This window comes from Streptomyces sp. NPDC005423 (assembly GCF_040606415.1).
Lineage (GTDB): Bacteria > Actinomycetota > Actinomycetes > Streptomycetales > Streptomycetaceae > Streptomyces.
Genome location: NZ_JBEXET010000039.1, coordinates 19,568 through 45,412, shown reverse-complemented (window position 1 = coordinate 45,412; position 25,845 = coordinate 19,568). Strand labels below are relative to the sequence as shown.

General features: G+C 71.5%; 23 protein-coding genes and 1 riboswitch. Of the genes, 22 read left to right on the top strand and 1 reads right to left on the bottom strand.

The window, feature by feature from the left end; all coding sequences use genetic code 11:
* The first annotated feature begins 32 nt into the window (after positions 1-32).
* The 19 genes from ABZT12_RS30605 (at position 33) to ABZT12_RS30515 (ending at position 20,184) form a co-directional block, all read left to right on the top strand.
* Positions 33-1,832 carry a DUF5941 domain-containing protein gene (locus ABZT12_RS30605; protein WP_356390522.1) on the top strand — a complete coding sequence of 600 codons (1,800 nt, stop codon included), beginning with the start codon at positions 33-35 and terminating at the stop codon, positions 1,830-1,832.
* A complete protein-coding gene (locus ABZT12_RS30600; RefSeq protein WP_356390520.1) occupies positions 1,829-2,581 on the top strand; it encodes a phosphocholine cytidylyltransferase family protein in 753 nt (250 codons plus the stop codon). The genes ABZT12_RS30605 and ABZT12_RS30600 overlap by 4 nt, the downstream gene beginning before the upstream one ends.
* The gene (locus ABZT12_RS30595; RefSeq protein WP_356390518.1) at positions 2,569-3,630 is read left to right on the top strand and encodes an iron-containing alcohol dehydrogenase family protein; all 1,062 of its coding nucleotides are present in this window, start codon (positions 2,569-2,571) and stop codon (positions 3,628-3,630) included. The genes ABZT12_RS30600 and ABZT12_RS30595 overlap by 13 nt, the downstream gene beginning before the upstream one ends.
* Entirely contained in the window at positions 3,608-4,387 is a 780-nt protein-coding gene (locus ABZT12_RS30590) for a CDP-alcohol phosphatidyltransferase family protein (RefSeq protein ID WP_356390516.1), read from the top strand. The genes ABZT12_RS30595 and ABZT12_RS30590 overlap by 23 nt, the downstream gene beginning before the upstream one ends.
* Positions 4,388-4,419: 32 nt before the next feature.
* A complete protein-coding gene (locus tag ABZT12_RS30585) occupies positions 4,420-5,265 on the top strand; it encodes a glycosyltransferase (protein ID WP_356390581.1) in 846 nt (281 codons plus the stop codon).
* Between the two features lie 96 nt (positions 5,266-5,361).
* Entirely contained in the window at positions 5,362-6,291 is a 930-nt protein-coding gene (locus tag ABZT12_RS30580) for an ABC transporter permease (protein WP_356390514.1), read from the top strand.
* Complete coding sequence (locus tag ABZT12_RS30575; protein ID WP_356390512.1) at positions 6,284-7,072, top strand: ABC transporter ATP-binding protein; 789 nt, start codon at positions 6,284-6,286, stop codon at positions 7,070-7,072. Before ABZT12_RS30580 ends, ABZT12_RS30575 begins: the two co-directional genes overlap by 8 nt.
* Before the next feature lie 387 nt (positions 7,073-7,459).
* Positions 7,460-8,362, top strand: a complete 903-nt coding sequence (gene hpnC, locus ABZT12_RS30570) for a squalene synthase HpnC (RefSeq protein ID WP_356390511.1) — start codon at positions 7,460-7,462, stop codon at positions 8,360-8,362.
* The gene (gene hpnD, locus ABZT12_RS30565) at positions 8,359-9,309 is read left to right on the top strand and encodes a presqualene diphosphate synthase HpnD (protein WP_356390509.1); all 951 of its coding nucleotides are present in this window, start codon (positions 8,359-8,361) and stop codon (positions 9,307-9,309) included. Before hpnC ends, hpnD begins: the two co-directional genes overlap by 4 nt.
* A complete protein-coding gene (locus tag ABZT12_RS30560) occupies positions 9,309-9,449 on the top strand; it encodes a DUF6380 family protein (RefSeq protein WP_356390507.1) in 141 nt (46 codons plus the stop codon). The genes hpnD and ABZT12_RS30560 overlap by 1 nt, the downstream gene beginning before the upstream one ends.
* Positions 9,446-10,876, top strand: coding sequence for a hydroxysqualene dehydroxylase HpnE (gene hpnE, locus ABZT12_RS30555; protein WP_356390505.1), 1,431 nt, complete (start codon positions 9,446-9,448; stop codon positions 10,874-10,876). The genes ABZT12_RS30560 and hpnE overlap by 4 nt, the downstream gene beginning before the upstream one ends.
* Positions 10,877-10,935: 59 nt before the next feature.
* Positions 10,936-12,003, top strand: a complete 1,068-nt coding sequence (locus tag ABZT12_RS30550; protein ID WP_356390503.1) for a polyprenyl synthetase family protein — start codon at positions 10,936-10,938, stop codon at positions 12,001-12,003.
* Between the two features lie 116 nt (positions 12,004-12,119).
* The gene (gene shc / locus ABZT12_RS30545) at positions 12,120-14,111 is read left to right on the top strand and encodes a squalene--hopene cyclase (RefSeq protein WP_356390501.1); all 1,992 of its coding nucleotides are present in this window, start codon (positions 12,120-12,122) and stop codon (positions 14,109-14,111) included.
* Positions 14,111-14,752: a 1-hydroxy-2-methyl-2-butenyl 4-diphosphate reductase gene (locus tag ABZT12_RS30540; protein WP_356390499.1), complete on the top strand. Its 642-nt coding sequence runs from the start codon at positions 14,111-14,113 to the stop codon at positions 14,750-14,752. Before shc ends, ABZT12_RS30540 begins: the two co-directional genes overlap by 1 nt.
* 5 nt (positions 14,753-14,757) lie before the next feature.
* Positions 14,758-15,780 carry an adenosyl-hopene transferase HpnH gene (gene hpnH / locus ABZT12_RS30535; RefSeq protein ID WP_356390497.1) on the top strand — a complete coding sequence of 341 codons (1,023 nt, stop codon included), beginning with the start codon at positions 14,758-14,760 and terminating at the stop codon, positions 15,778-15,780.
* A 258-nt stretch (positions 15,781-16,038) separates the two neighbouring features.
* Positions 16,039-17,946, top strand: coding sequence for a 1-deoxy-D-xylulose-5-phosphate synthase (dxs, locus tag ABZT12_RS30530; RefSeq protein ID WP_356390495.1), 1,908 nt, complete (start codon positions 16,039-16,041; stop codon positions 17,944-17,946).
* Positions 17,943-19,328: an aspartate aminotransferase family protein gene (locus ABZT12_RS30525; RefSeq protein ID WP_356390493.1), complete on the top strand. Its 1,386-nt coding sequence runs from the start codon at positions 17,943-17,945 to the stop codon at positions 19,326-19,328. Before dxs ends, ABZT12_RS30525 begins: the two co-directional genes overlap by 4 nt.
* A gap of 77 nt (positions 19,329-19,405) precedes the next feature.
* Entirely contained in the window at positions 19,406-20,062 is a 657-nt protein-coding gene (locus ABZT12_RS30520; protein WP_356390491.1) for an XRE family transcriptional regulator, read from the top strand.
* A complete protein-coding gene (locus tag ABZT12_RS30515) occupies positions 20,059-20,184 on the top strand; it encodes a DUF6126 family protein (RefSeq protein ID WP_356390489.1) in 126 nt (41 codons plus the stop codon). Before ABZT12_RS30520 ends, ABZT12_RS30515 begins: the two co-directional genes overlap by 4 nt.
* Positions 20,185-20,197: 13 nt before the next feature.
* On the opposite strand, the gene ABZT12_RS30510 is transcribed toward ABZT12_RS30515, so the two are convergent.
* On the bottom strand, positions 20,198-20,995 hold the full coding sequence (locus ABZT12_RS30510) for a tyrosine-protein phosphatase (RefSeq protein ID WP_356390487.1): 798 nt from the start codon (positions 20,993-20,995) through the stop codon (positions 20,198-20,200).
* A gap of 167 nt (positions 20,996-21,162) precedes the next feature.
* Here ABZT12_RS30510 and ABZT12_RS30505 point away from each other — a divergent pair, with 167 nt between their 5' ends.
* The 3 genes from ABZT12_RS30505 to ABZT12_RS30495 all read left to right on the top strand — a co-directional run bounded on the left by ABZT12_RS30505 (position 21,163) and on the right by ABZT12_RS30495 (position 25,711).
* Positions 21,163-23,235 carry an alpha-galactosidase gene (locus tag ABZT12_RS30505; RefSeq protein WP_356390485.1) on the top strand — a complete coding sequence of 691 codons (2,073 nt, stop codon included), beginning with the start codon at positions 21,163-21,165 and terminating at the stop codon, positions 23,233-23,235.
* A gap of 306 nt (positions 23,236-23,541) precedes the next feature.
* A riboswitch (cyclic di-AMP (ydaO/yuaA leader) is annotated at positions 23,542-23,702 on the top strand.
* A 4-nt stretch (positions 23,703-23,706) separates the two neighbouring features.
* Positions 23,707-24,645: a M23 family metallopeptidase gene (locus ABZT12_RS30500; protein ID WP_356390483.1), complete on the top strand. Its 939-nt coding sequence runs from the start codon at positions 23,707-23,709 to the stop codon at positions 24,643-24,645.
* A 280-nt stretch (positions 24,646-24,925) separates the two neighbouring features.
* On the top strand, positions 24,926-25,711 hold the full coding sequence (locus tag ABZT12_RS30495; RefSeq protein ID WP_356390580.1) for an SGNH/GDSL hydrolase family protein: 786 nt from the start codon (positions 24,926-24,928) through the stop codon (positions 25,709-25,711).
* Positions 25,712-25,845: the final 134 nt, after the last annotated feature.

Sequence of the window (25,845 nt, the reverse complement as noted above, 5' to 3'; positions counted from 1 at the left end):
CCGACGCGTCGTCACCCAGGGAGTGAGTTCGGTTGCCGACCGCCATCCTCACCGGTCAGCCGGTCCCCGGATCGCCGATCGAGAGCGATCTGCGGTCGCTCGGCTTCGACGTCCGGACCGCCGCCGACACCGGTGACGCCGAGACCCTCCTCGCCACCGTCCCCGGCGACGAACGCGTCGCCCTGGTCGACGCCCGCTTCGTGGGCCACCCCCACGCGCTGCGCCTGGGTCTGACCGACCCCCGCTTCCCGCTCGCCGCGGTACCCGGCGCCCTCACCGCCCAGCCCGCCGGCCGCCAGGCCCTCACCCGGGCGATGGCCCGCGAGAACTCCGCGGCCGGCGGCACCACCCTCGTCGACAGCCTCGCCGACCGCGTCCTCATCGCCCTCGACACCGACGGGGCCGAGGTGTACCGCCCCGAACTCGGCAGCCTGGTCGCCGCCGTCCCGGCCGACGCGCAGGCCCGCGACGAGGCACGCCGGGCCGTCGCCGCCGTGGACGACGAGGCCGTACGCCTGAAGTCCGCGGTCAAGGCCCGCGACGGCTTCTTCACCACCCACTGCATCAGCCCCTACTCCCGCTACATCGCCCGCTGGTGCGCCCGCCGGGGCCTGACCCCGAACCAGGTCACCACCGCCTCCCTGCTCACCGCGCTGATAGCGGCCGGCTGCGCGGCCACCGGCACCCGCGCGGGCTTCGTCGCGGCCGGCGTCCTGCTGATCGCCTCCTTCGTCCTGGACTGCACCGACGGCCAGCTCGCCCGCTACTCCCTGCAGTACTCCACGCTCGGCGCCTGGCTCGACGCCACCTTCGACCGGGCCAAGGAGTACGCCTACTACGCCGGCCTCGCGCTCGGCGCCGCGAAGGGCGGCGACGACGTGTGGGCGCTCGCCCTGGGCGCGATGGTGCTCCAGACCGTCCGGCACGTCGTGGACTTCTCCTTCAACGAGGCCAACCACGACGCCACCGCCAACACCAGCCCCACCGCCGCCCTCTCCGACCGGCTCGACAGCGTCGGCTGGACGGTCTGGGTGCGCCGCATGGTGGTCCTGCCCATCGGCGAACGGTGGGCGATGATCGCCGTCCTCACCGCCCTCACCACCCCCCGCATCACCTTCTACGCCCTCCTCGTCGGCTGCGCCTTCGCCGCCACCTACACCACGGCCGGCCGGGTGCTGCGCTCGCTGACCCGCCGGGCCAGGCGCACCGACCGGGCCGCCCAGGCGCTCGCGGACCTCGCCGACAGCGGCCCGCTCGCCCGGCCGCTCGCCCGGATCCTGCCCGACGTCCCGCGCCTCCCCGCGCTCCTCTGGGCCGTCGCGGGCACCGCCCTCGTGCTGCTCGCGGCCTGGTTCGAGGGGCCCGGCCTGGCGCTCGTCCTCTGCGCCGCCGGGTACGTCCTGCTCTCCGCCCAAGCCGTCGTACGCCCCCTCAAGGGCGCCCTCGACTGGCTCGTCCCGCCCCTCTTCCGCGCCGCCGAGTACTGCACCGTCCTGATCCTCGCGGCCGAAGCGGAGGTGAACGGAGCCCTTCCCGCGGCTTTCGGACTGGTGGCCGCCGTCGCCTACCATCACTACGACACGGTGTACCGCATCCGCGGCGACGCCGGCGCGCCCCCGTCCTGGCTGGTGCGCGCCGCCGGGGGGCACGAGGGGCGGACGCTGCTCGTCACCGTCCTGGCCGCACTGCTCACCGCGGAGCAGTTCACGGTCGCGCTCACGGTGCTCGCCGTGGCCGTGGCCCTGCTGGTGCTCGTCGAGAGCATCCGCTTCTGGGTCGCCTCCCATCTGGAAGGCGCGCCCGCCGTACACGACGAAGGAGAACCCGCATGATCGGCCTCGTGCTGGCGGCCGGCGCCGGACGGCGTCTGCGCCCCTACACCGACAGCCTTCCCAAGGCTCTGGTGCCGGTGGGCCCCGCGGGCATAGAGGGCGAACCCACGGTCCTGGACCTGACGCTCGGCAACTTCGCCGAGATCGGCCTGACCGAGGTCGCGGTCATCGTCGGCTACCGCAAGGAAGCCGTCTACGAGCGCAAGGCGGCGCTGGAGGCGAAGTACGGCCTCAAGATCACCCTCATCGACAACGACAAGGCCGAGGAGTGGAACAACGCCTACTCCCTGTGGTGCGGACGTGACGCCCTCCGGGACGGCGTGATCCTCGCCAACGGCGACACCGTCCACCCGGTCTCCGTCGAGCACACCCTGCTCGCCGCCCGCGGCGAGGGCCGGAAGATCATCCTGGCCGTCGACACCGTCAAGTCCCTCGCCGACGAGGAGATGAAGGTCGTCGTCGACCCCGTCAGGGGCGTCTCGAAGATCACCAAGCTGATGGACCCCGCCGAGGCCACCGGTGAGTACATCGGCGTCACCCTGATCGAGGGCGACGCGGCCCCGGAGCTGGCCGACGCGCTCAAGACGGTGTGGGAGGCCGACCCGCAGCAGTTCTACGAGCACGGCTACCAGGAGCTGGTCGACCGCGGCTTCCGCGTCGACGTGGCGCCGATCGGCGAGGTCAGCTGGGTGGAGATCGACAACCACGACGATCTCGCCAAGGGGCGGGAGATCGCATGCCAGTACTGACCCGGCTGATCCCCTCCCCGCTCGTCGTCGACATCCGCCCCGGCGCCCTCGACGACCTGGGCTGCGTCCTCGCCGACGAGCGGATCTCGCACTCGGGCCGGCTCGCCGTCGCGGTCAGCGCCGGCTCCGGCGCCCGGCTGCGGGAGCGCATCGCCCCGTCGCTGCCCGGCGCCACCTGGTACGAGGTCGGCGGGGGCACCCTCGACGACGCGGTCCGGCTGGCCGGCGACATAAAGGCCGGCCACTACGACGCGGTCGTCGGCCTCGGCGGCGGCAAGATCATCGACTGCGCCAAGTTCGCCGCGGCACGCGTCGGCCTGCCCCTGGTCGCCGTACCGACGAACCTCGCCCACGACGGTCTCTGCTCCCCGGTCGCCACCCTCGACAACGACGCGGGCCGCGGCTCCTACGGCGTGCCCAACCCGATCGCCGTCGTCATCGACCTGGACGTCATCCGGGAGGCGCCGGTGCGCTTCGTGCGCGCCGGCATCGGCGACGCCATCTCCAACATCTCCGCCGTCGCGGACTGGGAGCTGGCCAACCGCGTCAAGGGCGAGAAGATCGACGGGCTGGCCGCCGCCATGGCGCGCCAGGCCGGCGAGGCGGTGCTCAGGCACCCGGGTGGAATCGGCGACAACGGTTTCCTCCAGGTGCTCGCCGAGGCGCTCGTCCTCACCGGCGTCGCGATGTCGATCTCCGGCGACTCCCGTCCCGCCTCCGGCGCCTGCCACGAGATCAACCACGCCTTCGACCTGCTCTTCCCCAAGCGCGCTGCCGCCCACGGCGAGCAGTGCGGCCTGGGCGCGGCCTTCGCGATGTACCTGCGCGGAGCCCACGAGGAATCGGCGCACATGGCCGAGGTCCTGCGCCGGCACGGACTGCCGGTGCTGCCCGAGGAGATCGGCTTCACGGTGGGCGAGTTCGTCCGCGCCGTGGAGTTCGCTCCCGAGACCCGCCCCGGCCGTTACACGATCCTCGAACACCTCGACCTGAAAACCGACCAGATCAAGGACATCTACGCCGACTATGTCAAGGCCATCGGTAGCTGAACTCCGCCCGGTCGTCCACCCCGTGGGGGTGAAGGACCGGCGCAGCGGTGAGCACTGGATGGGGCGCCTCTATATGCGCGAGGTGTCCCTGCGGGTCGACCGCTACCTGGTGACCACCAGGGTCACGCCCAACCAGCTCACGTATCTGATGACCGTCTTTGGCGTGCTCGCCGCCCCGGCGCTCCTGGTGCCGGGGATCACGGGCGCCGTCCTCGGCGTGGTCTGCGTCCAGATGTACCTGCTGCTGGACTGCGTGGACGGCGAAGTCGCGCGCTGGAAGCAGCAGTTCTCGCTCGGCGGGGTCTACCTGGACCGGGTCGGCGCCTATCTGACCGACGCGGCCGTCCTGGTCGGTTTCGGACTGCGCGCCGCCGACCTGTGGGGCAGCGGACGGATCGACTGGCTGTGGGCCTTCCTGGGCACCCTGGCCGCCCTCGGCGCGATCCTGATCAAGGCCGAGACCGACCTGGTGGGCGTCGCCCGCCACCAGGGCGGACTGCCCCCGGTCAAGGAGGCCGCGGCCGAGATGCGCTCCTCCGGCATGGCGCTGGCCCGCCGGGCCGCCGCCGCCTTCAAGTTCCACCGGCTGATCCTCGGCATGGAGGCGTCCCTGCTGATATTGGTCCTCGCGATCGTGGACCAGGTCCGCGGTGACCTGTTCTTCTCCCGGCTCGGCATCGCCGTACTCGCCGGCATCGCGCTGCTCCAGACCCTGCTGCACCTGGTCTCCATCCTCGCGTCCAGCAGGCTGAAGTGAGTGCCCTGACGGTCGGCGCGGTCGTCATCACCATGGGCAACCGCCCCGACGAACTGCGGGCGCTGCTCGACTCGGTGGCCAAGCAGGACGGCGACCGCGTCGAGGTGGTCGTCGTCGGCAACGGCTCGCCCGTCCCGGACGTCCCCGCGGGCGTACGGACCCTGGAACTGCCCGAGAACCTCGGCATCCCCGGCGGCCGCAACGTCGGCATCGAGGCGTTCGGCCCCGGCGGCCGGGACGTCGACATATTGATGTTCCTGGACGACGACGGGCTCCTCGCCCAGCACGACACCGCCGAGCTGTGCCGGCGCGCCTTCGCCGCCGACCCCGAACTCGGCATCATCAGCTTCCGCATCGCCGACCCGGAGAGCGGGATCACCCAGCGCCGGCACGTCCCCCGGCTGCGGGCCGCCGACCCGATGCGCTCCTCCCGGGTCACCACCTTCCTCGGCGGCGCCAACGCCGTCCGCACCCGGGTCTTCGCCGACGTCGGCGGCCTCCCGGACGCCTTCTTCTACGCCCACGAGGAGACCGACCTCGCCTGGCGGGCGCTGGACGCCGGCTGGATGATCGACTACCGGTCGGACATGGTGCTGTACCACCCGACGACCGCTCCCTCGCGGCACGCGGTCTACCACCGCATGGTCGCCCGCAACCGGGTCTGGCTGGCCCGCCGCAACCTGCCCGCGCCCCTCGTCCCCGTCTATCTCGGGGTCTGGCTGCTGCTCACCCTGGTGCGCCGCCCCTCGCGCCCGGCCCTGCGGGCCTGGTTCGGCGGCTTCCGGGAGGGCTGGCGCACCCCGTGCGGCCCCCGTCGGCCCATGCGGTGGCGTACGGTGTGGCGGCTGACGCGACTGGGCCGGCCCCCCGTCATCTGAGAAGCTCGAACCGGAGAGCACCCGGGCCGCACCCCGGCCCCTGGCCCATGCCATGCCCGCACAGGCTGCGCATCACACCGACGAAAGTTTCCATCAGTGAGTGAGACAACGCACGACGGCGCGGTCGCGGTGAGCGCGCCTCCGTCGCCCGACGAGGGCCTCACGGCGGCACGGCTCGCCGCCCGGCACGGCCTGACCGTGAGCGGTGCCCGCCCCGGACTCGTCGACTACGTCCGTCAGCTCTGGGGACGGCGTCACTTCATCCTCGCCTTCTCCCAGGCGAAGTTGACGGCGCAGTACAGCCAGGCGAAGCTCGGCCAGCTCTGGCAGGTGGCCACCCCGCTGCTCAACGCGGCCGTCTACTTCTTCATCTTCGGCGTCATCCTCAAGGCCAGCCGTGGCATGTCCCGGGACGTGTACATCCCGTTCCTGGTGACGGGCGTCTTCGTCTTCACCTTCACCCAGAGCTCGATCATGGCGGGCGTCCGCGCGATCTCCGGCAACCTGGGCCTGGTGCGGGCGCTGCACTTCCCGCGCGCCTCGCTGCCGATCTCCTTCGCGCTCCAGCAGCTCCAGCAGCTGCTGTTCTCGATGCTCGTGCTGTTCGTCATCGTCATCGGCTTCGGCAGCTACCCGAGCCTGTCCTGGCTGCTGATCGTCCCGGTCCTGCTGCTGCAGTTCCTCTTCAACACCGGGCTCGCGCTGATCGTGGCGCGGATGGGCGCCAAGACGCCGGACCTCGCCCAGCTGATGCCGTTCGTCCTGCGCACCTGGATGTACACCTCCGGCGTCATGTTCTCCATCAGCAAGATGATGGAGGGCCGTTCCGAGGTGTTCGTCCGCCTGCTCCAGGTGAACCCGGCCGCCGTCTACATGGACCTGATGCGCTTCGCGCTCATCGACGGCTACGGCGCCTCGAACCTGCCGCCGCACGTCTGGGCCATCGCCGCCTTCTGGGCCGTGGCCCTGTTCACCGGCGGTTTCGTGTACTTCTGGCAGGCGGAGGAGAGGTACGGCCGTGGCTGAGCTGAAGCCCGGGGAGCTGATCCCCACCGTCATCGCGGACGAACTGCACATCGTCTACCGCGTCAACGGCGCCAAGACCGGTAAGGGCAGCGCCACTTCCGCCCTCAGCCGGATCCTCCGGCGCGGCTCCGACGACAGCGCGCGCGGCGTGCGCAAGGTGCACGCCGTACGGGGCGTCTCCTTCGTCGCCTACCGGGGCGAGGCGGTCGGCCTCATCGGCTCCAACGGGTCCGGGAAATCAACCCTGTTGCGCGCCATCGCCGGTCTGCTGCCCGCCGAGAAGGGCCGGGTCTACACCGACGGCCAGCCCTCCCTGCTCGGCGTGAACGCGGCCCTGATGAACGACCTGACGGGCGAGCGGAACGTCATCCTCGGCGGCCTGGCCATGGGCATGTCCCGCGAGCAGGTCAGGGAGCGCTACGACGAGATCGTGGACTTCTCCGGCATCAACGAGAAGGGCGACTTCATCACGCTGCCGATGCGCACCTACTCCTCCGGCATGGCGGCCCGGCTGCGCTTCTCCATCGCGGCCGCCAAGGACCACGACGTCCTGATGATCGACGAGGCGCTGGCCACCGGCGACCGCAAGTTCCAGAAGCGTTCCGAGGACCGCATCCGCGAACTGCGCAAGTCCGCGGGCACGGTGTTCCTGGTCAGCCACAACAACAAGTCGATCCGGGACACCTGCGACCGCGTGCTCTGGCTGGAGCGCGGCGAGCTGCGGATGGACGGCCCCACCGACGAGGTCCTCAAGGAGTACGAGAAGTTCACGGGCAAGTAGCCCGCCGGGACAGGCGCCGCCCGGCCCGCCCGGCCTGCGCGGGGCCCCGCCGGAACCGCTCCGGCGGGGCCCCGCGTCCGCAAAGGAAACGTCAACTCCCGTCAGGCGCAGGAATCTTGAAGCCAATCGGTGTGTTGTTGTGATGTGCGGGACACCCCGACGAACCTCGATGCGTTGTACAACGTAAGCTGTACCGGTGCCGAATAGCGGCAAGTGGGGCGATAATGCGCGGCACCCTCCGCCCGGTCGTCGTGCCCTCAGCTGGGCGGCGTGTCCGAAATAGTGTGCGTTGGGTCAGCAGTGTAGAACGGGAGATGTGACGGCAATGGCTACGGAAACTCCCCAGCTCACCGAAGCACGCGCCGTCCCCGCCGCTGGCAGCGAGCGGTGACGGGAACCCGCACGGGCCGCCCGGCCGATCCCGAGAGCACCACCCTCCGCAAGGCCGCGGACGAGAACTTCCCCGTGGCCCCCTTCTTCCTCCCCAGGGACTGGCGCACCGACCTGATGGCCGTCTACGGCTTCGCCCGCCTCGTCGACGACATCGGTGACGGCGACCTGGCCCCCGGCGGCGCCGACGCCCGCCTCCTCGGCGTGGACCCCGAGGCGGCGGACGACCGGCTGCTCCTCCTGGACGCCTTCGAGGCCGACCTCATGCGGGTCTTCGACGGAACCCCGGCCCACCCCCTGCTGCGCCGCCTCCAGCCGACCGTGCGCCGGCGCGCGCTCACCCCCGAGCCCTTCCTCGGCCTGATCGCCGCCAACCGCCAGGACCAGCTCGTCACCCGCTACGAGAGCTACGACGATCTCCTCGCCTACTGCGAACTCTCCGCCAACCCGGTCGGCCGTCTCGTCCTCGCCGTCACCGGCACCTCGACGCCCGAGCGGATCCGGCGCTCGGACGCGGTCTGCACCGCGCTCCAGATCGTCGAACACCTCCAGGACGTGGCCGAGGACCTCGGCCGCGACCGCGTCTACCTGCCCGCCCAGGACATGAAGCGCTTCCACGTCCAGGAAGCGGACCTGGCCACCCCCACCGCCGGCGCGTCGGTGCGCGCACTGGTCGCGTACGAAGCGCAACGCGCCCGCGATCTGCTGAATGAAGGCGCCCCTCTCGTGGGTAGCGTGCACGGCAGGCTGAAGCTGTTGCTGGCGGGGTTCGTGGCGGGGGGAAGAGCGGCGATCCGGGCGATCGCCGCCGCCGAATACGACGTACTTCCAGGCCCGCCCCGACCCGGCAGGATCCAGTTGCTGCGTGAGGTGGGCCTGACTCTGCGAGGAGAGGGGTGATCCGGGCCGTGGAGTCGGAACGACAGGTGTCCGCGCCGGTACTCGCCGCCTACAGCTACTGCGAGACCGTGACCGGACAGCAGGCACGCAACTTCGCGTACGGCATCAGGCTGCTGCCGACGTCCGAACGCCGGGCCATGTCGGGGCTCTACGCGTTCTCGCGCCGGGTCGACGACATCGGCGACGGCACCCTGGCGCCCGAGGTGAAGACCGCGCGCCTGGAGGACACCCGGGCCCTGCTCACGCGGATCCGCGACGGCGCGGTCGACGAGGACGACACCGACCCGGTCGCGGTCGCCCTCGCGCACACCGCCAAGGTCTTCCCGGTGCCGCTCGACGGCCTCGACGAACTCATCGACGGCGTGCTGATGGACGTACGCGGTCAGACGTACGAGACCTGGGACGACCTGAAGGTCTACTGCCGCTGTGTCGCGGGTGCCATCGGACGGCTCTCGCTCGGGATCTTCGGCACCGAGCGGGGCGCGCGCGGCGCCGAACGCGCCCCGGAGTACGCGGACACCCTCGGCCTCGCGCTCCAGCTCACCAACATCCTCCGCGACGTGCGCGAGGACGCGGAGGACGGCCGTACCTATCTGCCTGCCGACGACCTCGCGAAGTTCGGCTGCTCGGCCGGGTTCGACGGGCCGACACCACCGGCAGGCTCCGACTTCGCGGGCCTCGTCCACTTCGAGGTGCGGCGGGCCCGCACCCTCTTCGCCGAGGGCTACCGGCTGCTGCCCCTCCTCGACCGCCGCAGCGGCGCCTGTGTCGCGGCCATGGCCGGCATCTACCGCCGCCTCCTCGACCGCATCGAGCGCGAGCCGGAGGCCGTCCTGCGCGGCCGGGTCTCACTGCCCGGCCGCGAGAAGGCGTACGTCGCCGTACGCGGTCTGTCGGGTCTGGACGCCCGGCATGTGTCCCGGAGGACCGTCAGGAGGCGCGCCTGATGGGCGGAGTGGGCCAGTCCGACGGCGCGGGTCGGACCCGGTACGCAACCCTCCGCTCCCGGTCGGCGTCCCTGACTGCGACGACCCGCCGCACCTCGGCCGAGCACCGTGGCGGGTCCGCAGGGGGGAGCGCACGATGAGCGAAGGGACCGGGTCCGGCGAACCACTCGCCGACCCGCCGGCCGGAGGGCCCGCGCGGCACGCGGTCGTGATCGGCGGCGGGCTCGCCGGCATCACCTCCGCGCTCGCGCTCGCCGACGCCGGTCTCCGCGTCACGCTGCTCGAAGGCAGACCGCGCCTGGGCGGGCTCGCCTTCTCCTTCCGGCGCGGCGAACTCACCGTCGACAACGGACAGCACGTCTATCTGCGCTGCTGCACCGCCTACCGCTGGTTCCTCGACCGTATCGACGGCGCGGCGCTCGCCCCGCTGCAGGACCGTCTCGACGTGCCCGTGATCGACGTGGACCGGCCCGAGGGCCGGCGGCTCGGCAGACTCCGGCGCGACGCGCTGCCCGTCCCCCTGCATCTGGGACGCAGCCTCGCCGCCTATCCGCATCTGTCGCTCGCCGAGCGGGCCAGGGTCGGGCGTGCCGCGCTCGCGCTCAAGGGTCTCGACCTCGACGATCCGGCCCTGGACGCACAGGACTTCGGCAGCTGGCTGACCGCGCACGGTCAGTCGGCGCGTGCCGTCGAGGCCCTGTGGGACCTGGTCGGGGTCGCCACCCTCAACGCGGTCGCGGGCGACACCTCGCTCGGGCTCGCCGCGATGGTGTTCAAGACCGGTCTGCTCTCCGACCCGGGCGCGGCCGACATCGGCTGGGCCCATGTGCCGCTGGGCGAACTGCACGACCGGCTGGCCCGCAAGGCGCTCGACTCCGCGGGCGTGCGCACCGAAGTCCGTACACGCGTCACCTCCCTCTCCCAAGACGCAAACGGCCGCTGGAGCGTTCAGGTTCCCGGCGAGACGTTCGACGCGGACGCCGTCGTGCTCGCCGTACCGCAGCACGAGGCGCACGGTCTGCTGCCCGCCGGGGCGCTCGACGACCCGGGACGGCTGCTGTCGATCGACACCGCGCCGATCCTCAACATCCACGTCGTCTACGACCGCAAGGTGCTCGCCCGCCCCTTCTTCGCGGCCCTCGGCACCCCGGTGCAGTGGGTCTTCGACCGCACCCACGCCTCCGGGCTGAGGGAGGGCCAGTACCTGGCGCTCTCCCAGTCCGCCGCGCGGGACGAGATCGACGAGCCCGTGGCCGTGCTGCGGGAGCGCTATCTGCCCGAGCTGGAACGGCTGTTGCCCGGCGCGCGCGGCGCCGCGGTGCGCGACTTCTTCGTGACCAGGGAGCGCACGGCCACGTTCGCCCCGACCCCCGGTGTCGGGCGCCTGCGGCCCGGTCCCCGTACCAGAGCCCCCGGCCTGTACCTGGCCGGAGCGTGGACCGCCACCGGGTGGCCCGCCACCATGGAGAGCGCGGTCCGCAGCGGGGTGAGCGCGGCGGACGCCGCCCTCGCCGCCCTGGGCCGGCCCCGGCCCGGCCGGCTCTTCGACTTCGAGGAGGCGGCGTGACGCTCGATCAGCAGGCGGCAGGCGCCCGCACCCCCGGTACCGCGACAAGAGGAGAGACTGTGCCCACTGTGCCCCCGGCCGAGACGGCTGCCGACGCGGTGGACGTGACCGCGCTCCTGGAGCGCGGCCGGACCCTGGCCACACCGGTACTGCGGGCCGCCGTGGACCGCCTGGCCCCTCCCATGGACACGGTCGCCGCCTACCACTTCGGCTGGATCGACGCCGCGGGCAACCCCGCCGACGGCGACGGCGGCAAGGCGGTACGCCCCGCGCTCGCCGTGCTCTCCGCCGAGGTCACCGGCGCCGCGCCGGAGGCCGGCATCCCCGGCGCCGTCGCCGTCGAACTGGTCCACAACTTCTCCCTGTTGCACGACGACCTCATGGACGGCGACGAACAGCGCCGGCACCGGGACACCGTCTGGAAGGTGCACGGCCCCGCCCAGGCCATCCTGGTCGGCGACGCCCTGTTCGCGCTGGCCAACGAGATCCTGCTGGAGCTCGGCACCGTCGAGGCCGGCCGCGCCACCCGCCGGCTGACCACCGCCACCCGCGCCCTCATCGACGGACAGGCGCAGGACATCTCCTACGAGCACCGCGACCGCGTCAGCGTCGAGGAGTGCCTGGAGATGGAGGGCAACAAGACCGGCGCCCTGCTCGCCTGCGCCTCCTCCATCGGCGCCGTGCTCGGCGGCGCGGACGACCGCACCGCGGACACCCTGGAGAAGTACGGCTACCACCTCGGCCTCGCCTTCCAGGCCGTCGACGACCTCCTCGGCATCTGGGGCGACCCGGAGGCGACCGGCAAGCAGACCTGGAGCGATCTGCGCCAGCGCAAGAAGTCCCTGCCGGTGGTGGCCGCGCTCGCCGCGGGCGGCCCCGCCTCCGAGCGGCTCGGCGAGATCCTCGCCGCCGACGCCAAGAGCAGCGACTTCGAGAACTTCTCCGAGGAGGAGTTCGCGGCCCGCGCCGCGCTCATCGAGGAGGCCGGCGGACGCGACTGGACCGCCGGGGAGGCCCGGCGTCAGCACACCGTCGCCCTCGAAGCCCTCGGTGCCATCGACATGCCCGACCGGGTACGGGCCCGGTTCGCGGCGCTCGCCGACTTCGTCGTCGTACGAAAGAGATGATCACTATCGGTCGAATATCCCTCGCGTAGTCGCCGGCCGGTGTCGCGGGATCGTGCGCACCGGCCGACGGCGGACCCAGAGCAGCACGATGCGTACGACTGCACGAAGGGGAAGCCATGACAGCGACGACCGACGGAAGCACCGGGGCACTGCCGCCCCGCGCTGCCGCGGCCAGCGAAACCGACGTCCGCACCCCCGTGACGGCCGGGGTGCACGACGCCGCCGAAAGCGCCATGAGGCGGGCCACCGACTTCCTGCTCTCGCGCCAGGACGCCGAGGGCTGGTGGAAGGGCGACCTGGAGACGAACGTCACCATGGACGCCGAAGACCTGCTGCTCCGTCAGTTCCTGGGCATCCGCGAGGAGTCCGTGACCCGCGCCGCCGCACTCTTCATCCGCGGCGAGCAACGCGAGGACGGCACCTGGGCGAGCTTCTACGGCGGCCCCGGCGAACTCTCCGTCACCATCGAGGCCTACGTCGCCCTCCGGCTGGCGGGCGACGCCCCGGACGCCCCGCACATGGCCCGGGCGTCCGCCTGGATCCGCGACCGGGGCGGCATCGCCGCGTCCCGGGTCTTCACCCGGATCTGGCTGGCCCTGTTCGGCTGGTGGAAATGGGACGACCTGCCCGAACTCCCGCCGGAACTCATCTACTTCCCCACCTGGGCACCGCTCAACATCTACGACTTCGGATGCTGGGCCCGGCAGACCATCGTGCCGCTGACGATCGTCTCGGCGCAGCGGCCGGTACGCCCCGCGCCCTTCCCGCTCGACGAACTGCACACCGACGCCGACGACCCGAACCCCGCCAAACCCCTCGCTCCGGTGGCCAGTTGGGACGGCGCCTTCCAGCGGCTCGACAAGGCGCTGCACCTCTACCGCAGGCTGGCCCCGCGCAAGCTGCGCCGGGCGGCGATGAACACGGCCGGCCGCTGGATCATCGAGCGCCAGGAGAACGACGGCTGCTGGGGCGGCATCCAGCCGCCCGCCGTCTACTCGGTGATCGCCCTGCACCTGCTCGGCTACGACCTCCAACACCCCGTGATGCGTGCGGGACTTGAGTCACTGGACCGGTTCGCCGTCTGGCGCGGGGACGGCTCCCGGATGATCGAGGCCTGCCAGTCCCCGGTGTGGGACACCTGCCTGGCGACCATCGCACTCGCCGACGCCGGCGTGCCCGCCGACCATCCGCAACTCGTCAAGGCGGCCGACTGGATGCTCGGCGAGGAGATCGTCCGGCCCGGCGACTGGGCGGTCAAACGACCCCAACTGCCGCCCGGAGGCTGGGCGTTCGAGTTCCACAACGACAACTACCCCGACATCGACGACACCGCCGAGGTGGTGCTCGCCCTGCGCCGGGTCAGACATCACGACCCGGAGCGGCTCGACAAGGCGATCGGCCGCGGCGTGCGCTGGAACCTGGGGATGCAGTCGAAGAACGGCGGCTGGGGCGCCTTCGACGTCGACAACACCAGCCCGTTCCCCAACCGGCTGCCGTTCTGCGACTTCGGCGAGGTCATCGACCCGCCGTCGGCGGACGTCACCGCGCACGTCGTCGAGATGCTCGCCGTCGAGGGCCTCGCCCACGACCCGCGCACCCGCCGGGGCATCGAGTGGCTGCTCGCCGAACAGGAGCCGGACGGCTCCTGGTTCGGCCGCTGGGGCGTCAACTACATCTACGGCACAGGGTCCGTGGTGCCCGCACTGGCCGCCGCCGGTATCCCCGGCTCGCACCCGGCGATGCGCCGCGCGGTGCGCTGGCTGGAGACCGTCCAGAACGACGACGGCGGCTGGGGCGAGGACCTGCGCTCCTACAGCGAGTCCGTGAAGTGGAGCGGCCGGGGCGCCTCCACCGCCTCTCAGACGGCGTGGGCGCTGCTCGCGCTGCTGGCGGCGGGGGAGCGGGAGTCCGGGACGGTGGAGCGCGCCGTCGCGTGGCTGGCGGCCACCCAGCGCGAGGACGGCTCGTGGGACGAGCCGTACTTCACCGGCACCGGCTTCCCCTGGGACTTCTCCATCAACTACCACCTCTACCGTCAGGTCTTCCCGCTCACCGCGCTCGGGCGCTATGTGCACGGAGAACCGTTCCCGCGGCCGAAGGGGGGCTGATGGGCACCCGGCCGGCCCCGGCTCCGCTGCTGATCGCCTGCGCGCTCGGCATCGAGCGCCTCGCCCTGCGCGCCGCCGACCGCAGCGGCCCCGGCGGTCCGGTCACCGTGCTCAGGACGGGCATGGGACCCGCGGCGGCCGAGAACTCCGTCACCCGGGCCCTCGCCGACCCGGCGCTGCGGGAGGCCGCCGTGCTCGCCACCGGCTTCTGCGCGGGCCTCGCCCCCGGTATGCGGCCGGGCGACCTGGTCGTCGCCGAGGAGACCCGCGACCCGCGCGGAACCGTGCCCTGTGTCGGTACCGCCCTGCTCGTCGACGAGCTGACCCGGGCCCTGCCCGGACGCGCCGTGCACACCGGTCCGCTGGCCGGCTCCGACCACGTCGTGCGCGGTCCCGAACGGTCGGAGCTGCTGGCGACCGGCGCGATCGCGGCCGACATGGAGTCCGCCGCCACGCTGCTGAGCGCCGTGCGTACGGCCGGACGCCCGGTTGCGGCCGTACGAGTGGTCGTGGATGCTCCTGATCATGAGCTCGTCCGGATCGGTACGGTGCGCGGCGGAATATCGGCTTTCCGCGTCCTTCGTTCCGTTCTTCCCGCTTTTTTCGAATGGCACCGTTCTTTGCTGCTCCCCCGGAGGTGAGCCAGATGGCCATGCCGCTGCGCCAGTCCATCAAGGTCGCTACTTATTTGGCCGAACAGAAGCTTCGCAAGCGGACGAAGTTCCCGCTGATCGTGGAGCTGGAACCGCTCTTCGCCTGCAACCTGAAGTGCGAGGGCTGCGGCAAGATCCAGCACCCGGCGGGCGTGCTCAAGCAGCGCATGCCGGTCGCCCAGGCCGTGGGCGCGGTGCTGGAATCCGGTGCGCCGATGGTGTCCATCGCGGGCGGCGAACCCCTGATGCACCCTCACATCGACGAGATCGTCCGGCAGTTGGTGGCCAGAAAGAAATACGTCTTCCTGTGCACCAACGCCATGCTGCTGCGCAAGAAGATGGACAAGTTCACGCCCTCGCCGTACTTCGCGTTCGCGGTGCACATCGACGGGCTGCGTGAGCGCCACGACGAGTCCGTGGCGAAGGAGGGCGTGTTCGACGAGGCGGTGGAGGCGATCAAGGAGGCCAAGCAGCGCGGTTTCCGGGTCACCACCAATTCGACCTTCTTCAACACCGACACCCCGCAGACCGTCATCGAGGTGCTCAATTTCCTCAATGACGAGCTGCACGTGGACGAGATGATGATCTCGCCCGCCTACGCCTACGAGAAGGCGCCCGACCAGGAGCACTTCCTGGGCGTGGAGCAGACCCGCGAGCTGTTCAAGAAGGCCTTCTCCGGCGGCAACCGGCTGCGCTGGCGGCTCAACCACTCGCCGCTGTTCCTCGACTTCCTGGAGGGCAAGGCCGACTTCGCGTGCACGGCGTGGGCGATCCCCAACTACTCGCTCTTCGGCTGGCAGCGCCCCTGCTACCTGATGAGCGACGGGTACGTGCCCACGTACCGGGAGCTGATCGAGGACACCGACTGGGACAAGTACGGCCGGGGCAAGGACCCGCGCTGCGCCAACTGCATGGCGCACTGCGGCTACGAGCCGACCGCCGTCCTCGCCACCATGGGCTCCCTCAAGGAGTCCCTGCGCGCCCTGCGCGAGACCGTCTCAGGAAACCGCGAGTGACGTCATGACCGCCGTCCCCCCCGGGCGTCCCCGCGGTACCGGTCCGGCCGCTCACCGAGCGACGCGTGCCGCGGCCGTTCCGGGCCGGGCCGTCACCGCGAGGTCGGGGAGCCCGGCGATGACGGACATCCGCTTCCGGCCCGACGCACGTTCCGAGGAGGCGATGAAGACCGCCGCACAGGGGGAGCGGGACGGCGCCGCGGCGGGGGAACCGGCCGTCGCCGTGAGCTGAAGAGCACGGACCGAAGGGGGCCCGACGTGACGATTCTGGAGAGCATCCGGCAACCACGCGACCTGAAGTCGCTGTCCGAGGCGGAACTCGGCGAACTGGCCGAAGAGATAAGGGAGTTCCTGGTGCACGCGGTCGCCAGGACCGGCGGACACCTCGGACCCAACCTGGGGGTGGTGGAACTGGCCATCGCGCTCCACCGGGTCTTCGAGTCACCGGCCGACCGCATCCTCTGGGACACCGGCCACCAGAGCTATGTGCACAAGCTCCTGACGGGACGTCAGGACTTCTCGAAGCTGCGCGGCAAGGGCGGCCTGTCGGGCTACCCCTCGCGCGAGGAGTCCGAGCACGACGTCATCGAGAACAGCCACGCCTCCACCGCGCTCGGCTGGGCCGACGGCCTCGCCAAGGCACTCCAGGTGCGGGGCGAGAAGGGCCATGTCGTCGCCGTCATCGGCGACGGAGCGCTCACCGGCGGCATGGCCTGGGAGGCACTGAACAACATCGCGGCCGCGAAGGACCGGCCGCTGATCATCGTCGTCAACGACAACGAGCGCTCCTACGCGCCCACCATCGGCGGCCTCGCCAACCACCTCGCCACCCTGCGCACCACCGACGGCTACGAGCAGATCCTCGCCTGGGGCAAGAGCGTCCTGCTGCGCACCCCGGTCGTCGGCACCACCCTCTACGAGTCCCTGCACGGCGCCAAGAAGGGCTTCAAGGACGCCTTCGCCCCGCAGGGCATGTTCGAGGACCTGGGCCTCAAGTACGTGGGCCCGATCGACGGACACGACCTCGGCGCCGTCGAGTCGGCGCTGCGCCGCGCCAAACGCTTCCACGGTCCCGTCCTCGTCCACTGCCGCACGGAGAAGGGCCGCGGCTACGAACCCGCCCTCGCCCACGAGGAGGACCACTTCCACACCGTCGGTGTGATGGACCCGCTCACCTGCGAGCCCCTCGTACCGGCCAACGGCCCCTCCTGGACCTCGGTGTTCGGCGACGAGATCGCCGCGATAGGGGAGGAGCGCGAGGACGTCGTGGCGATCACCGCCGCGATGCTGCACCCGGTCGGCCTCGGCAAGTTCGCCGCCCGGTTCCCGGACCGGGTGTGGGACGTCGGCATCGCCGAGCAGCACGCCGCCGTCTCCGCGGCCGGCCTCGCCACCGGCGGCCTGCACCCCGTCGTCGCCGTCTACGCCACCTTCCTCAACCGCGCCTTCGACCAGCTCCTGATGGACGTGGCGCTGCACCGCTGCGGGGTGACCTTCGTCCTGGACCGGGCCGGCGTCACCGGCGTCGACGGCGCCTCCCACAACGGTATGTGGGACCTGTCCGTCCTCCAGGTGGTGCCGGGGCTGCGGATCGCCGCGCCGCGCGACGCCGACCAGTTGCGCGCCCAGCTGCGCGAGGCGGTGGCCGTCGACGACGCGCCGACGCTGGTCCGCTTCCCCAAGGAGTCGGTGGGCCCCGCGATCCCGGCGATCGACCGGGTGGGCGGCCTCGACGTCCTGCACCGCGGCTCCGCGGCACCGCGGGTGCTGCTGGTCGCCGTAGGAGTGATGGCGCCCGTCTGTCTCCAGGCCGCCGCACTCCTGGAGGGCCGCGGCATCGACTGCACGGTCGTCGACCCCCGCTGGGTCAAACCCGTCGATCCGGCGCTGCCGGGCCTCGCCGCCGCCCACCGCCTGGTGGCCGTCGTCGAGGACAACAGCCGTGCCTCCGGGGTCGGCGCGGCGGTGGCGCTGGCGCTCGGCGACGCCGAAGTCGACGTACCCGTACGGCGGTTCGGCATCCCCGAGCAGTTCCTCGCGCACGCCAAACGCGGCGAGGTGCTCGCCGACATCGGCCTCACCCCCGTCGAGGTCGCCGGACGGATCAGCGCAAGCCTGGCGGCCCGGGAGACGGCCGCCGGCCCAGCCAAGGAGAAACCCGAATGACCAAGGAGTTCGACCTCAACGCGCTGCTGGCCGAGCGCGGAGCCGAGCGCTACGAGCTGCACACCAGATACCTCAACCACCAACTCCCGCGCATGCTGCACACCATCGGCTTCGACAAGGTCTACGAGCGGGCCGAGGGCGCGCACTTCTGGGACGCGGACGGCAACGACCACCTGGACATGCTCGCCGGGTTCGGCGTGATGGGCCTGGGCCGCCATCACCCCGTCGTGCGCAAGGCGTTGCACGACGTCCTCGACGCCGACCTCGCCGACCTCACCCGCTTCGACTGCCAGCCGCTGCCCGGTCTGCTGGCCGAACGGCTCCTCACCCACAGTCCGCACCTGGACCGGGTGTTCTTCGGCAACAGCGGCACCGAGGCGGTCGAGACCGCGCTCAAGTTCGCCCGCTACGCGACCGGCAGGCCCCGCGTCCTCTACTGCGACCACGCCTTCCACGGGCTCACCACCGGTTCGCTTTCGGTCAACGGCGAGGACGGCTTCCGCGACGGCTTCGCCCCGCTGCTGCCCGACACGGCCCTGCCCCTGGGTGATCTCTCCGCCCTGGAGCGGGAGTTGAGGAAGGGCGACGTCGCCGCACTGGTCGTCGAGCCGATCCAGGGCAAGGGCGTCCACGAGACCCCGCCCGGCTATCTGCTCGCCGCCCAGGAACTGCTCCACCGGCACAAGGCGCTCCTCATCGCCGACGAGGTGCAGACGGGGCTCGGCCGTACCGGCGACTTCTACGCCTACCAGCACGAGGAGGGCGTCGAACCGGACCTGGTGTGCGTGGCGAAGGCGCTCTCCGGTGGCTATGTGCCGGTCGGCGCCACCCTCGGCAAGGACTGGATCTTCAAGAAGGTCTACTCGTCGATGGACCGCGTCCTGGTCCACTCGGCGAGCTTCGGGTCCAACGCCCAGGCGATGACGGCCGGTCTCGCCGTGCTGTCGGTCATGGAGAACGAGCAGATCGTCGCCAACGCCCGTGCCACCGGGGAGCAGTTGAAGTCCCGGCTCGCCGCGCTGATCGACACCTACGAACTGCTCGCCGACGTCCGGGGCCGGGGGCTGATGATCGGCATCGAGTTCGGCAGGCCCAAGTCCCTGAAGCTGCGCAGCCGTTGGGCGATGCTCCAGGCCGCGCGCAAGGGCCTGTTCGCGCAGATGGTCGTCGTACCGCTGCTCCAGCGGCACCGGATCCTCACCCAGGTCTCCGGGGACCATCTGGAAGTGATCAAGCTGATCCCGCCGCTGGTCATCGGCGAGCCCGAGGTCGACCGGTTCGTGGACGCCTTCACCGAGGTGATGGACGACGCGCACAGCGGCGGCGGACTGATGTGGGACTTCGGCAAGACCCTCGTCAAGCAGGCGGTCGCCAACCGCTAGGCACCTCGCACGGGCCAGGATTTGCCTCTGAGGCAAGAAACTTGCCGCAGAGGCAAACCTGCGGCTGAATGGAGGGCATGAGCTCTCCCGAGACCGAGCCGGAACCGCCGGCCGAGCCGGAACCGCCCACCGGGCCTGCCGGGGCGGTTGACGACCTGCCCGCCGTAGCACCGCACCTGCGTGAACTGCGCCGCCGAGCGTCGCTGACCCTGGAGGCCGCGGCCCGCGCCGCCGGACTGTCGCCCGCCCATCTCTCCCGCCTGGAGACCGGGCACCGCCAGCCCTCACTGCCGATGCTGCTCGCCCTCGCCCGCGTCTACGGTACGACAGTCTCGGATCTGCTCGGCGAGACGGCCGCCGACCGGGACGCCGTGGTACGCGCCGGCACCATGGAACCGACCCGGGCGGGCGGCTGGACGTACTGGCAGGCCGGGGCGCCCGGCCGCGGGATGCAGTCGCTGCGGGTGCGCATCCCGCACGGCTCCCAGGGCGACATCGTGCGCGTCCACCCCGGCGAGGAGTGGCTGTACGTCCTCGACGGCCGGCTGCGGCTGCGGCTCGGCGACACCACCCACCTGCTCGCGCCGGGCGAGAGCGCCCACTTCGACTCGCTGACCCCGCACCGGCTCGCCGCCGCCGACCCCGACGGCGTCGAGGTCCTCTTCGTCCACACCCTTCTGCAGAGTCCCACGGCCGCCCTGTGCCTGGGACCGGACACCGGAGCCACGACATGAGCGACAGCAACATCGAGGACAAGTTCCCGCGCGCCCTGTGGGTGCGGCTGTTCATCTACATCGCCGCCGGCCACCTCTTCGCGGCCTTCGTCTACCTGCTCTTCTCGGTGGGCGCCAAGTAGCCCCCGCACCACGTCAGTCGAGCAGCCTGGCCCGCAGCCGCTCCCGCAGCGCGGGGGTGACACCGAGCCCCTGCTCCAGATAGCCGTCGACACTTCCCCACGTCTGCTCGGCGGCCTCCAGGGCCGCCGTCAGATACTCGGCCCGCGCGTCGAAGAGAGGGCTGAGCAACTCCATCACCTCGGGGGAGTAACCCGCGGCGGACGTACTGCTGCGGCGCACCTTGTAGCGGCGGTGCACGGCGTTGGACTCCAGGTAGTCGGCGAGGATCGCGTCGCGCTCCACCCCGAGGGCTAGCAGGGTCACGGCTATGGAGAGACCCGCGCGGTCCTTGCCCGCCGCGCAGTGCATCAGCGCCGGGACGCTCTCCTCGGCGAGCGCGCTCAGCACCCGGGAGTGCTCGGCGGTGCGCCGGGTGACGATCGCGCGGTACGAGGCGATCATCCGGTCCGCGCCCTTGCCGTCGCCGAGGAGTCCGCGCAACTGGTCGATCTCGCCGTCGCGGACCATCTTCCAGAACTCCGCGCCGTCGGCCGGGTCGCTCAGCGGCAGGTTCACGTTGCGCACGCCGGGCAGCTCGACGTCCGGGCCCTCCAGCTTCAGATCGGCCGCGTTGCGGAAGTCGAAGACCGTGTGCAGCCCCAGGGAGGCGAGGAACGCGGCGTCCTCCTCGGTGGCGTGCGCCAGATGGCCGCTGCGGAACAGCACCCCGTACCGCACCCGTCGTCCGTCCGCCGTCGGCAGTCCGCCCACGTCACGGAAGTTACGCACTCCGGCCAGCTCCGGCTCGGTCGACGGCACCTGCTGCGTCACGAGGGCTCCTTCGGCTCCGCCCGCCGACGCGGCTCACCGACAGGCACGCTCCGACGATACGACATGGGGTTCCCCGGCAATCAGTTGTCCACAGGCGTTGCCAGCGGCCCCCGTGACCTTGATGATGTCCGTGCTTGATCGGACCTGTTGGAATCTGTGAGGACGCAATGCCGGACATCGCCGAGAACGGCCGCACCTGGGTGCTTTCGGGACCCACCAGCAGCTACGCCCTCCATCTCACCGAGCACGACGAACTGCTCCACCTGCACTGGGGCCCCGCCATCGCGCTCGCCGACGCCGAGGCGCTCGCCGCCCGCCCGCTGCCCACCTGCTCCTCCTTCGAGTCCCCGCTCGACGGGCGCGAGGAGTACCCGGTCGAGGGCGGCCCCCGTTTCGTGCGGCCCGCCCTCTCCGTGCGCACGGCGCAACGGCGCGGCACCGAATGGCACTTCGAGCGGTACGAGACCGAGGGCGACGAGCTGCGGCTCCGCTTCCGTGACGGCGGGCTGGCGGTGACCCTGCACTACCGGATGCGCGGCGACGTCGTAGAGCGCTGGACGACGCTGGACAACGACGGGGCCGAGCCGCTGGAGCTGCTGCGCGCCGACTCCGCGACCTGGACGCTGCCGGAGCGCGAGGAGTGGCGGCTGTCGCAGTTGCACGGGCGCTGGGCCGCCGAGTCCCGGCTCGCACGCTCCCCCCTCACCTACGGCGAGAAGGTCATCGGCAGCCGGCGCGGCCACACCGGGCACCAGCACCTCCCCTGGGTCGCGCTCGACACCGACGCCACCGAGGAGCGCGGCGAGGTCTACGGCTGCGCCCTCGGCTGGTCGGGGTCCTGGCGGATCGCCGTCGCCCAACTCCCCGACGCCCGCGTGCAGATCACCGGCGGCGCCGGCCACGACGAGTCCGGACTGCTGCTCCTGGCGGCCGGCGAGACCTTCACGACCCCCGTCTTCGCCGGCCTGTGGAGCGACGGCGGCTTCGGCGGCGCGAGCCGCACCTGGCACGCCTACCAGCGGACCTACGTCATCCCCGACGCCGGCCAGGACCGGCCGGTGCTCTACAACTCCTGGGAGGCGACCCAGTTCGACATCTCCGAGGACCAGCAGGAGGCCCTCGCCCGGCGCGCCGCGGCGGCCGGTGTCGAACTCTTCGTGGTCGACGACGGCTGGTTCGGCGCCCGCACCAGCGACCGCGCCGGGCTCGGCGACTGGACCCCCAACCCGGACCGGTTCCCCGACGGCCTCGCGCCGCTCGCCGACCGCGTCCACGCGCTCGGCATGCGCTTCGGCATCTGGGTCGAGCCCGAGATGGTCAACCCCGACAGCGACCTGTACCGCGCGCACCCCGACTGGGTGCAGTACCAGCCGGGCCGGAAGCGGACGGAACAGCGCAACCAGCTCGTCCTCAACCTCGCCCGCGAGGACGTCCAGGAGTACCTGTGGGAACAGCTCCACGGACTCCTCTCCAACGCCCCCGTCGACTACGTGAAGTGGGACTTCAACCGCTGCTTCACCGACGCCGGCTGGCCCGGCGACGCCTATCCGCAGCGGCTGTGGGTGGACCATGTGCGCGCCCTGTACGCCCTGTTGGACCGGTTGCGGCAGGCCCACCCGGGCGTGGCCTTCGAGTCCTGCTCGGGCGGCGGCGGCCGGATCGACCTCGGCGTGCTGAGCCGTACGGACCAGGTGTGGACCTCCGACAACACCGACCCGCTCGACCGGCTCGCCATCCAGCACGGCTTCAGCCAGATCCACCCCGCCCGGGTCATGGCCGCCTGGGTCACCGACAGCCCCAACACCCAGCTCAACGGCCGCGTCAGCTCGCTCCGCTTCCGCTTCGTCAGCGCCATGGCCGGGGTGCTCGGGGTCGGCGGCGACCTCACCCGGTGGACGGCGGAGGAGCTCGCCGAGGCCCGCCGCTGGGTCGACCTCTACAAGGAGATCCGGCCGCTGGTGCAGCACGGCGACCAGTACCGGCTGCGCCCGCCGCGCGGCGGGCTGAGCGCCGTCCAGTACGTGCGCGGCGACGAGACCGTCGTCCTCGCCCTGCTCCAGTCACAGCACTACGGCGAGCCGCTCCCCGCGCTGCGCCTGCGCGGCCTCGACCCGACAGCGTCGTACGAATGCCTCGAAACGGGCGAAGTGCACCGGGGTGCCGTGCTGTTGCACCACGGGCTGGATGCCGGACTGCGCGGCGATCTCGATGCGACGGTTCTCCGGCTGCGCCGCATCTGAACCGCATGCCCGAATTGGCCACTTAGTCCCAACTCGATCCGGAATTGGGTTATCTGGGGAGGCGGCGCGTGAGCAGCGTCATATCCGTGACCGAGCGTCGTCCGTCATGTGCACGTAATAAGGGCGTGGCGCACGGGAATTGAGTGCGGCGCCGAACCGTGAATGCACGGAGGGTCACCCCTGATTCCCCCAACGGATCAACCAAAACGCAAAGTCGCGGAACTTCCTGCTTGTCCCTTTGTGCCTCGACCGCTTACGTTCGCCACCAATCCGGACGGACGCCCAATCCTGCCGCCGCCCGGAACCCGCACACACCCACCCGTACCACGGCAGGAGCGGGGGACCCACAGGCCAGACCGCCTGTTCCGGTCTCCGGAACAGGCTTGGGGTAAAGCCGCGCCCAGCGCGCGGCCGGACATCTCCCGTCCGCACCCGACAGCTCACCTCGCAGGCGCCGGAGAGGAATTCGCCATGCCCGCGAAGGGTAAGCACCGCCGTCCGAGGACCCAGCGCCTCAGCCGTTCGATCGCCGTCGCCGGAACGGGCGGCGCCGCACTCGTCCTCCCGCTCATGGGCGCGGCCGGAGCCCACGCCGCCACCGCGACCGCCGCTCCGGAGAAGGCCGTTCGGTCGGTACCGGCCGCCGCCGAGAAGACGTCGACAACGAAGGCGACGACAACGAAGGCGTCCGCAGCCAAGGCGTCCGCCGCGAAGAGCGCCGGTGTCCGGACGTACGCGGTGAGGACGGGCGACTACCTGTCGAGGATCGCCGCGGAGCAGGACGTCGACGGCGGCTGGAACCGGATCTACCAGGACAACCGGGAGGCCATCGGCGCCGACCCGTCGCTGATCCACCCGGGCCTGAAGCTCTCCCTCGGCCACAAGTCCGCGACGGCGACGACCAGTTCGTCCTCGGCCGACGCCTCGGCCAGTGCGAAGACGACGTCCACGACGAAGACGACGTCCGCTGCCCGGACCACCTCCTCGGACAGCGGCACGGCGACCGGCTACACGCTCCCCGTGACCGGCGGCACCACAGGCACCGGCTACCACGTCGCGGGCAGCATGTGGTCCAGCGGCTACCACACCGGCATCGACTTCGTCGTCCCGACCGGCACCACCGTCAAGGCGATCGCCGCGGGCACGGTCGTCTCGGCCGCCTACGACGGCGCGTACGGCAACGAGGTCGTCGTGCGGCACGCCGACGGCCAGTACTCGCAGTACGCCCACATGTCCCAGCTCTCCGTCTCGGCCGGCCAGACCGTGACCGAAGGCCAGCAACTGGGCCTGTCCGGCGCGACCGGCAACGTGACCGGCCCGCACGTGCACTTCGAGATCCGGACCACCCCGTACTACGGCTCTGACGTGGACCCGGTCGCCTACCTCCGCTCGCACGGGGTCGGCGTCTGACACACCCTCGACCGGCCCTCCTTCGGCCGACGTCCCTTCGACCGACGCCACTCCGACCGACACCCCTTCGAAGCCGCTGAGGGCCGGACCCACGATCCCCGGGTCCGGCCCTCGGTGTTGCCCCGCAACAACCCTGCGCAGAGGCTTATTCCGCCCTTGGGCAAGCCTTTATCAGTGGCTTATCTCACCGTACGTCAACCCCCGCTTACGATCGCGTAGGTCACATCCCGGGTGAATCATGGCCCCCGTGGCAGACGATTCGAAGAGTGACAGCAGAGCGGTGATCGGGTCGTACGTGGCGCTGGGGGACAGCTTCACCGAGGGTGTCGGCGACCCCGGCCCGGACGGCGCGATGGTCGGCTGGGCCGACCGGTTCGCGGTACTGCTCGCGGACCGCAGGGCCGAGGGCGACTTCGCGTACACCAACCTCGCCGTGCGCGGCAGACTGCTCGACCAGATCGTGGCCGAACAGGTCACGCGCGCCAGGGAACTCGCCCCGGATCTGGTCTCCTTCACCGCGGGCGGCAACGACATCATCCGTCCCGGCACCGACCCCGACGAGGTCGCCGAGCGCTTCGAGCGCGCGGTCGCCGACCTCACCTCCGCCGTCGGCACCGTCATGGTGACCACCGGCTTCGACACCCGTGGCGTGCCCGTGCTCAAGCACCTGCGCGGCAAGATCGCCACCTACAACGGCCACGTACGAGCCATCGCCGACCGCTACGGCTGCCCGGTCCTCGACCTGTGGTCCCTCAAGACCATCCAGGACCGCCGGGCCTGGGACGGCGACCGCCTCCACCTGTCGCCCGAGGGACACACCCGGGTGGCGCTGCGCGCCGGGCAGGTGCTCGGCCTGGACGTACCGGCCGACCCGGAGCAGCCGTGGCCCCTGCTGCCGCCGCGCGGCACGCTCGACATCCGGCGCGACGACGTGTACTGGGCGCGCGAGTACCTGGTGCCCTGGATCGGACGCCGGCTGCGCGGCGAGTCCTCGGGCGACCACGTCACCGCCAAGGGCGCGCTCTCGCCGTACGACATCAAGATGCGGATCCAGCGGGTGGCTTGAGGGGCGGTGGGGATGCTGGGGGCGCGGGGTGGGTCTGGAGCCGGTGCGGGACGTTGCCGTCCCAACCCGGTCCAAATCCTCGGTCATTCCTTGGTCTTTCCTTGGAATCGGGCCGCTGTGACCTCGGTGGACCG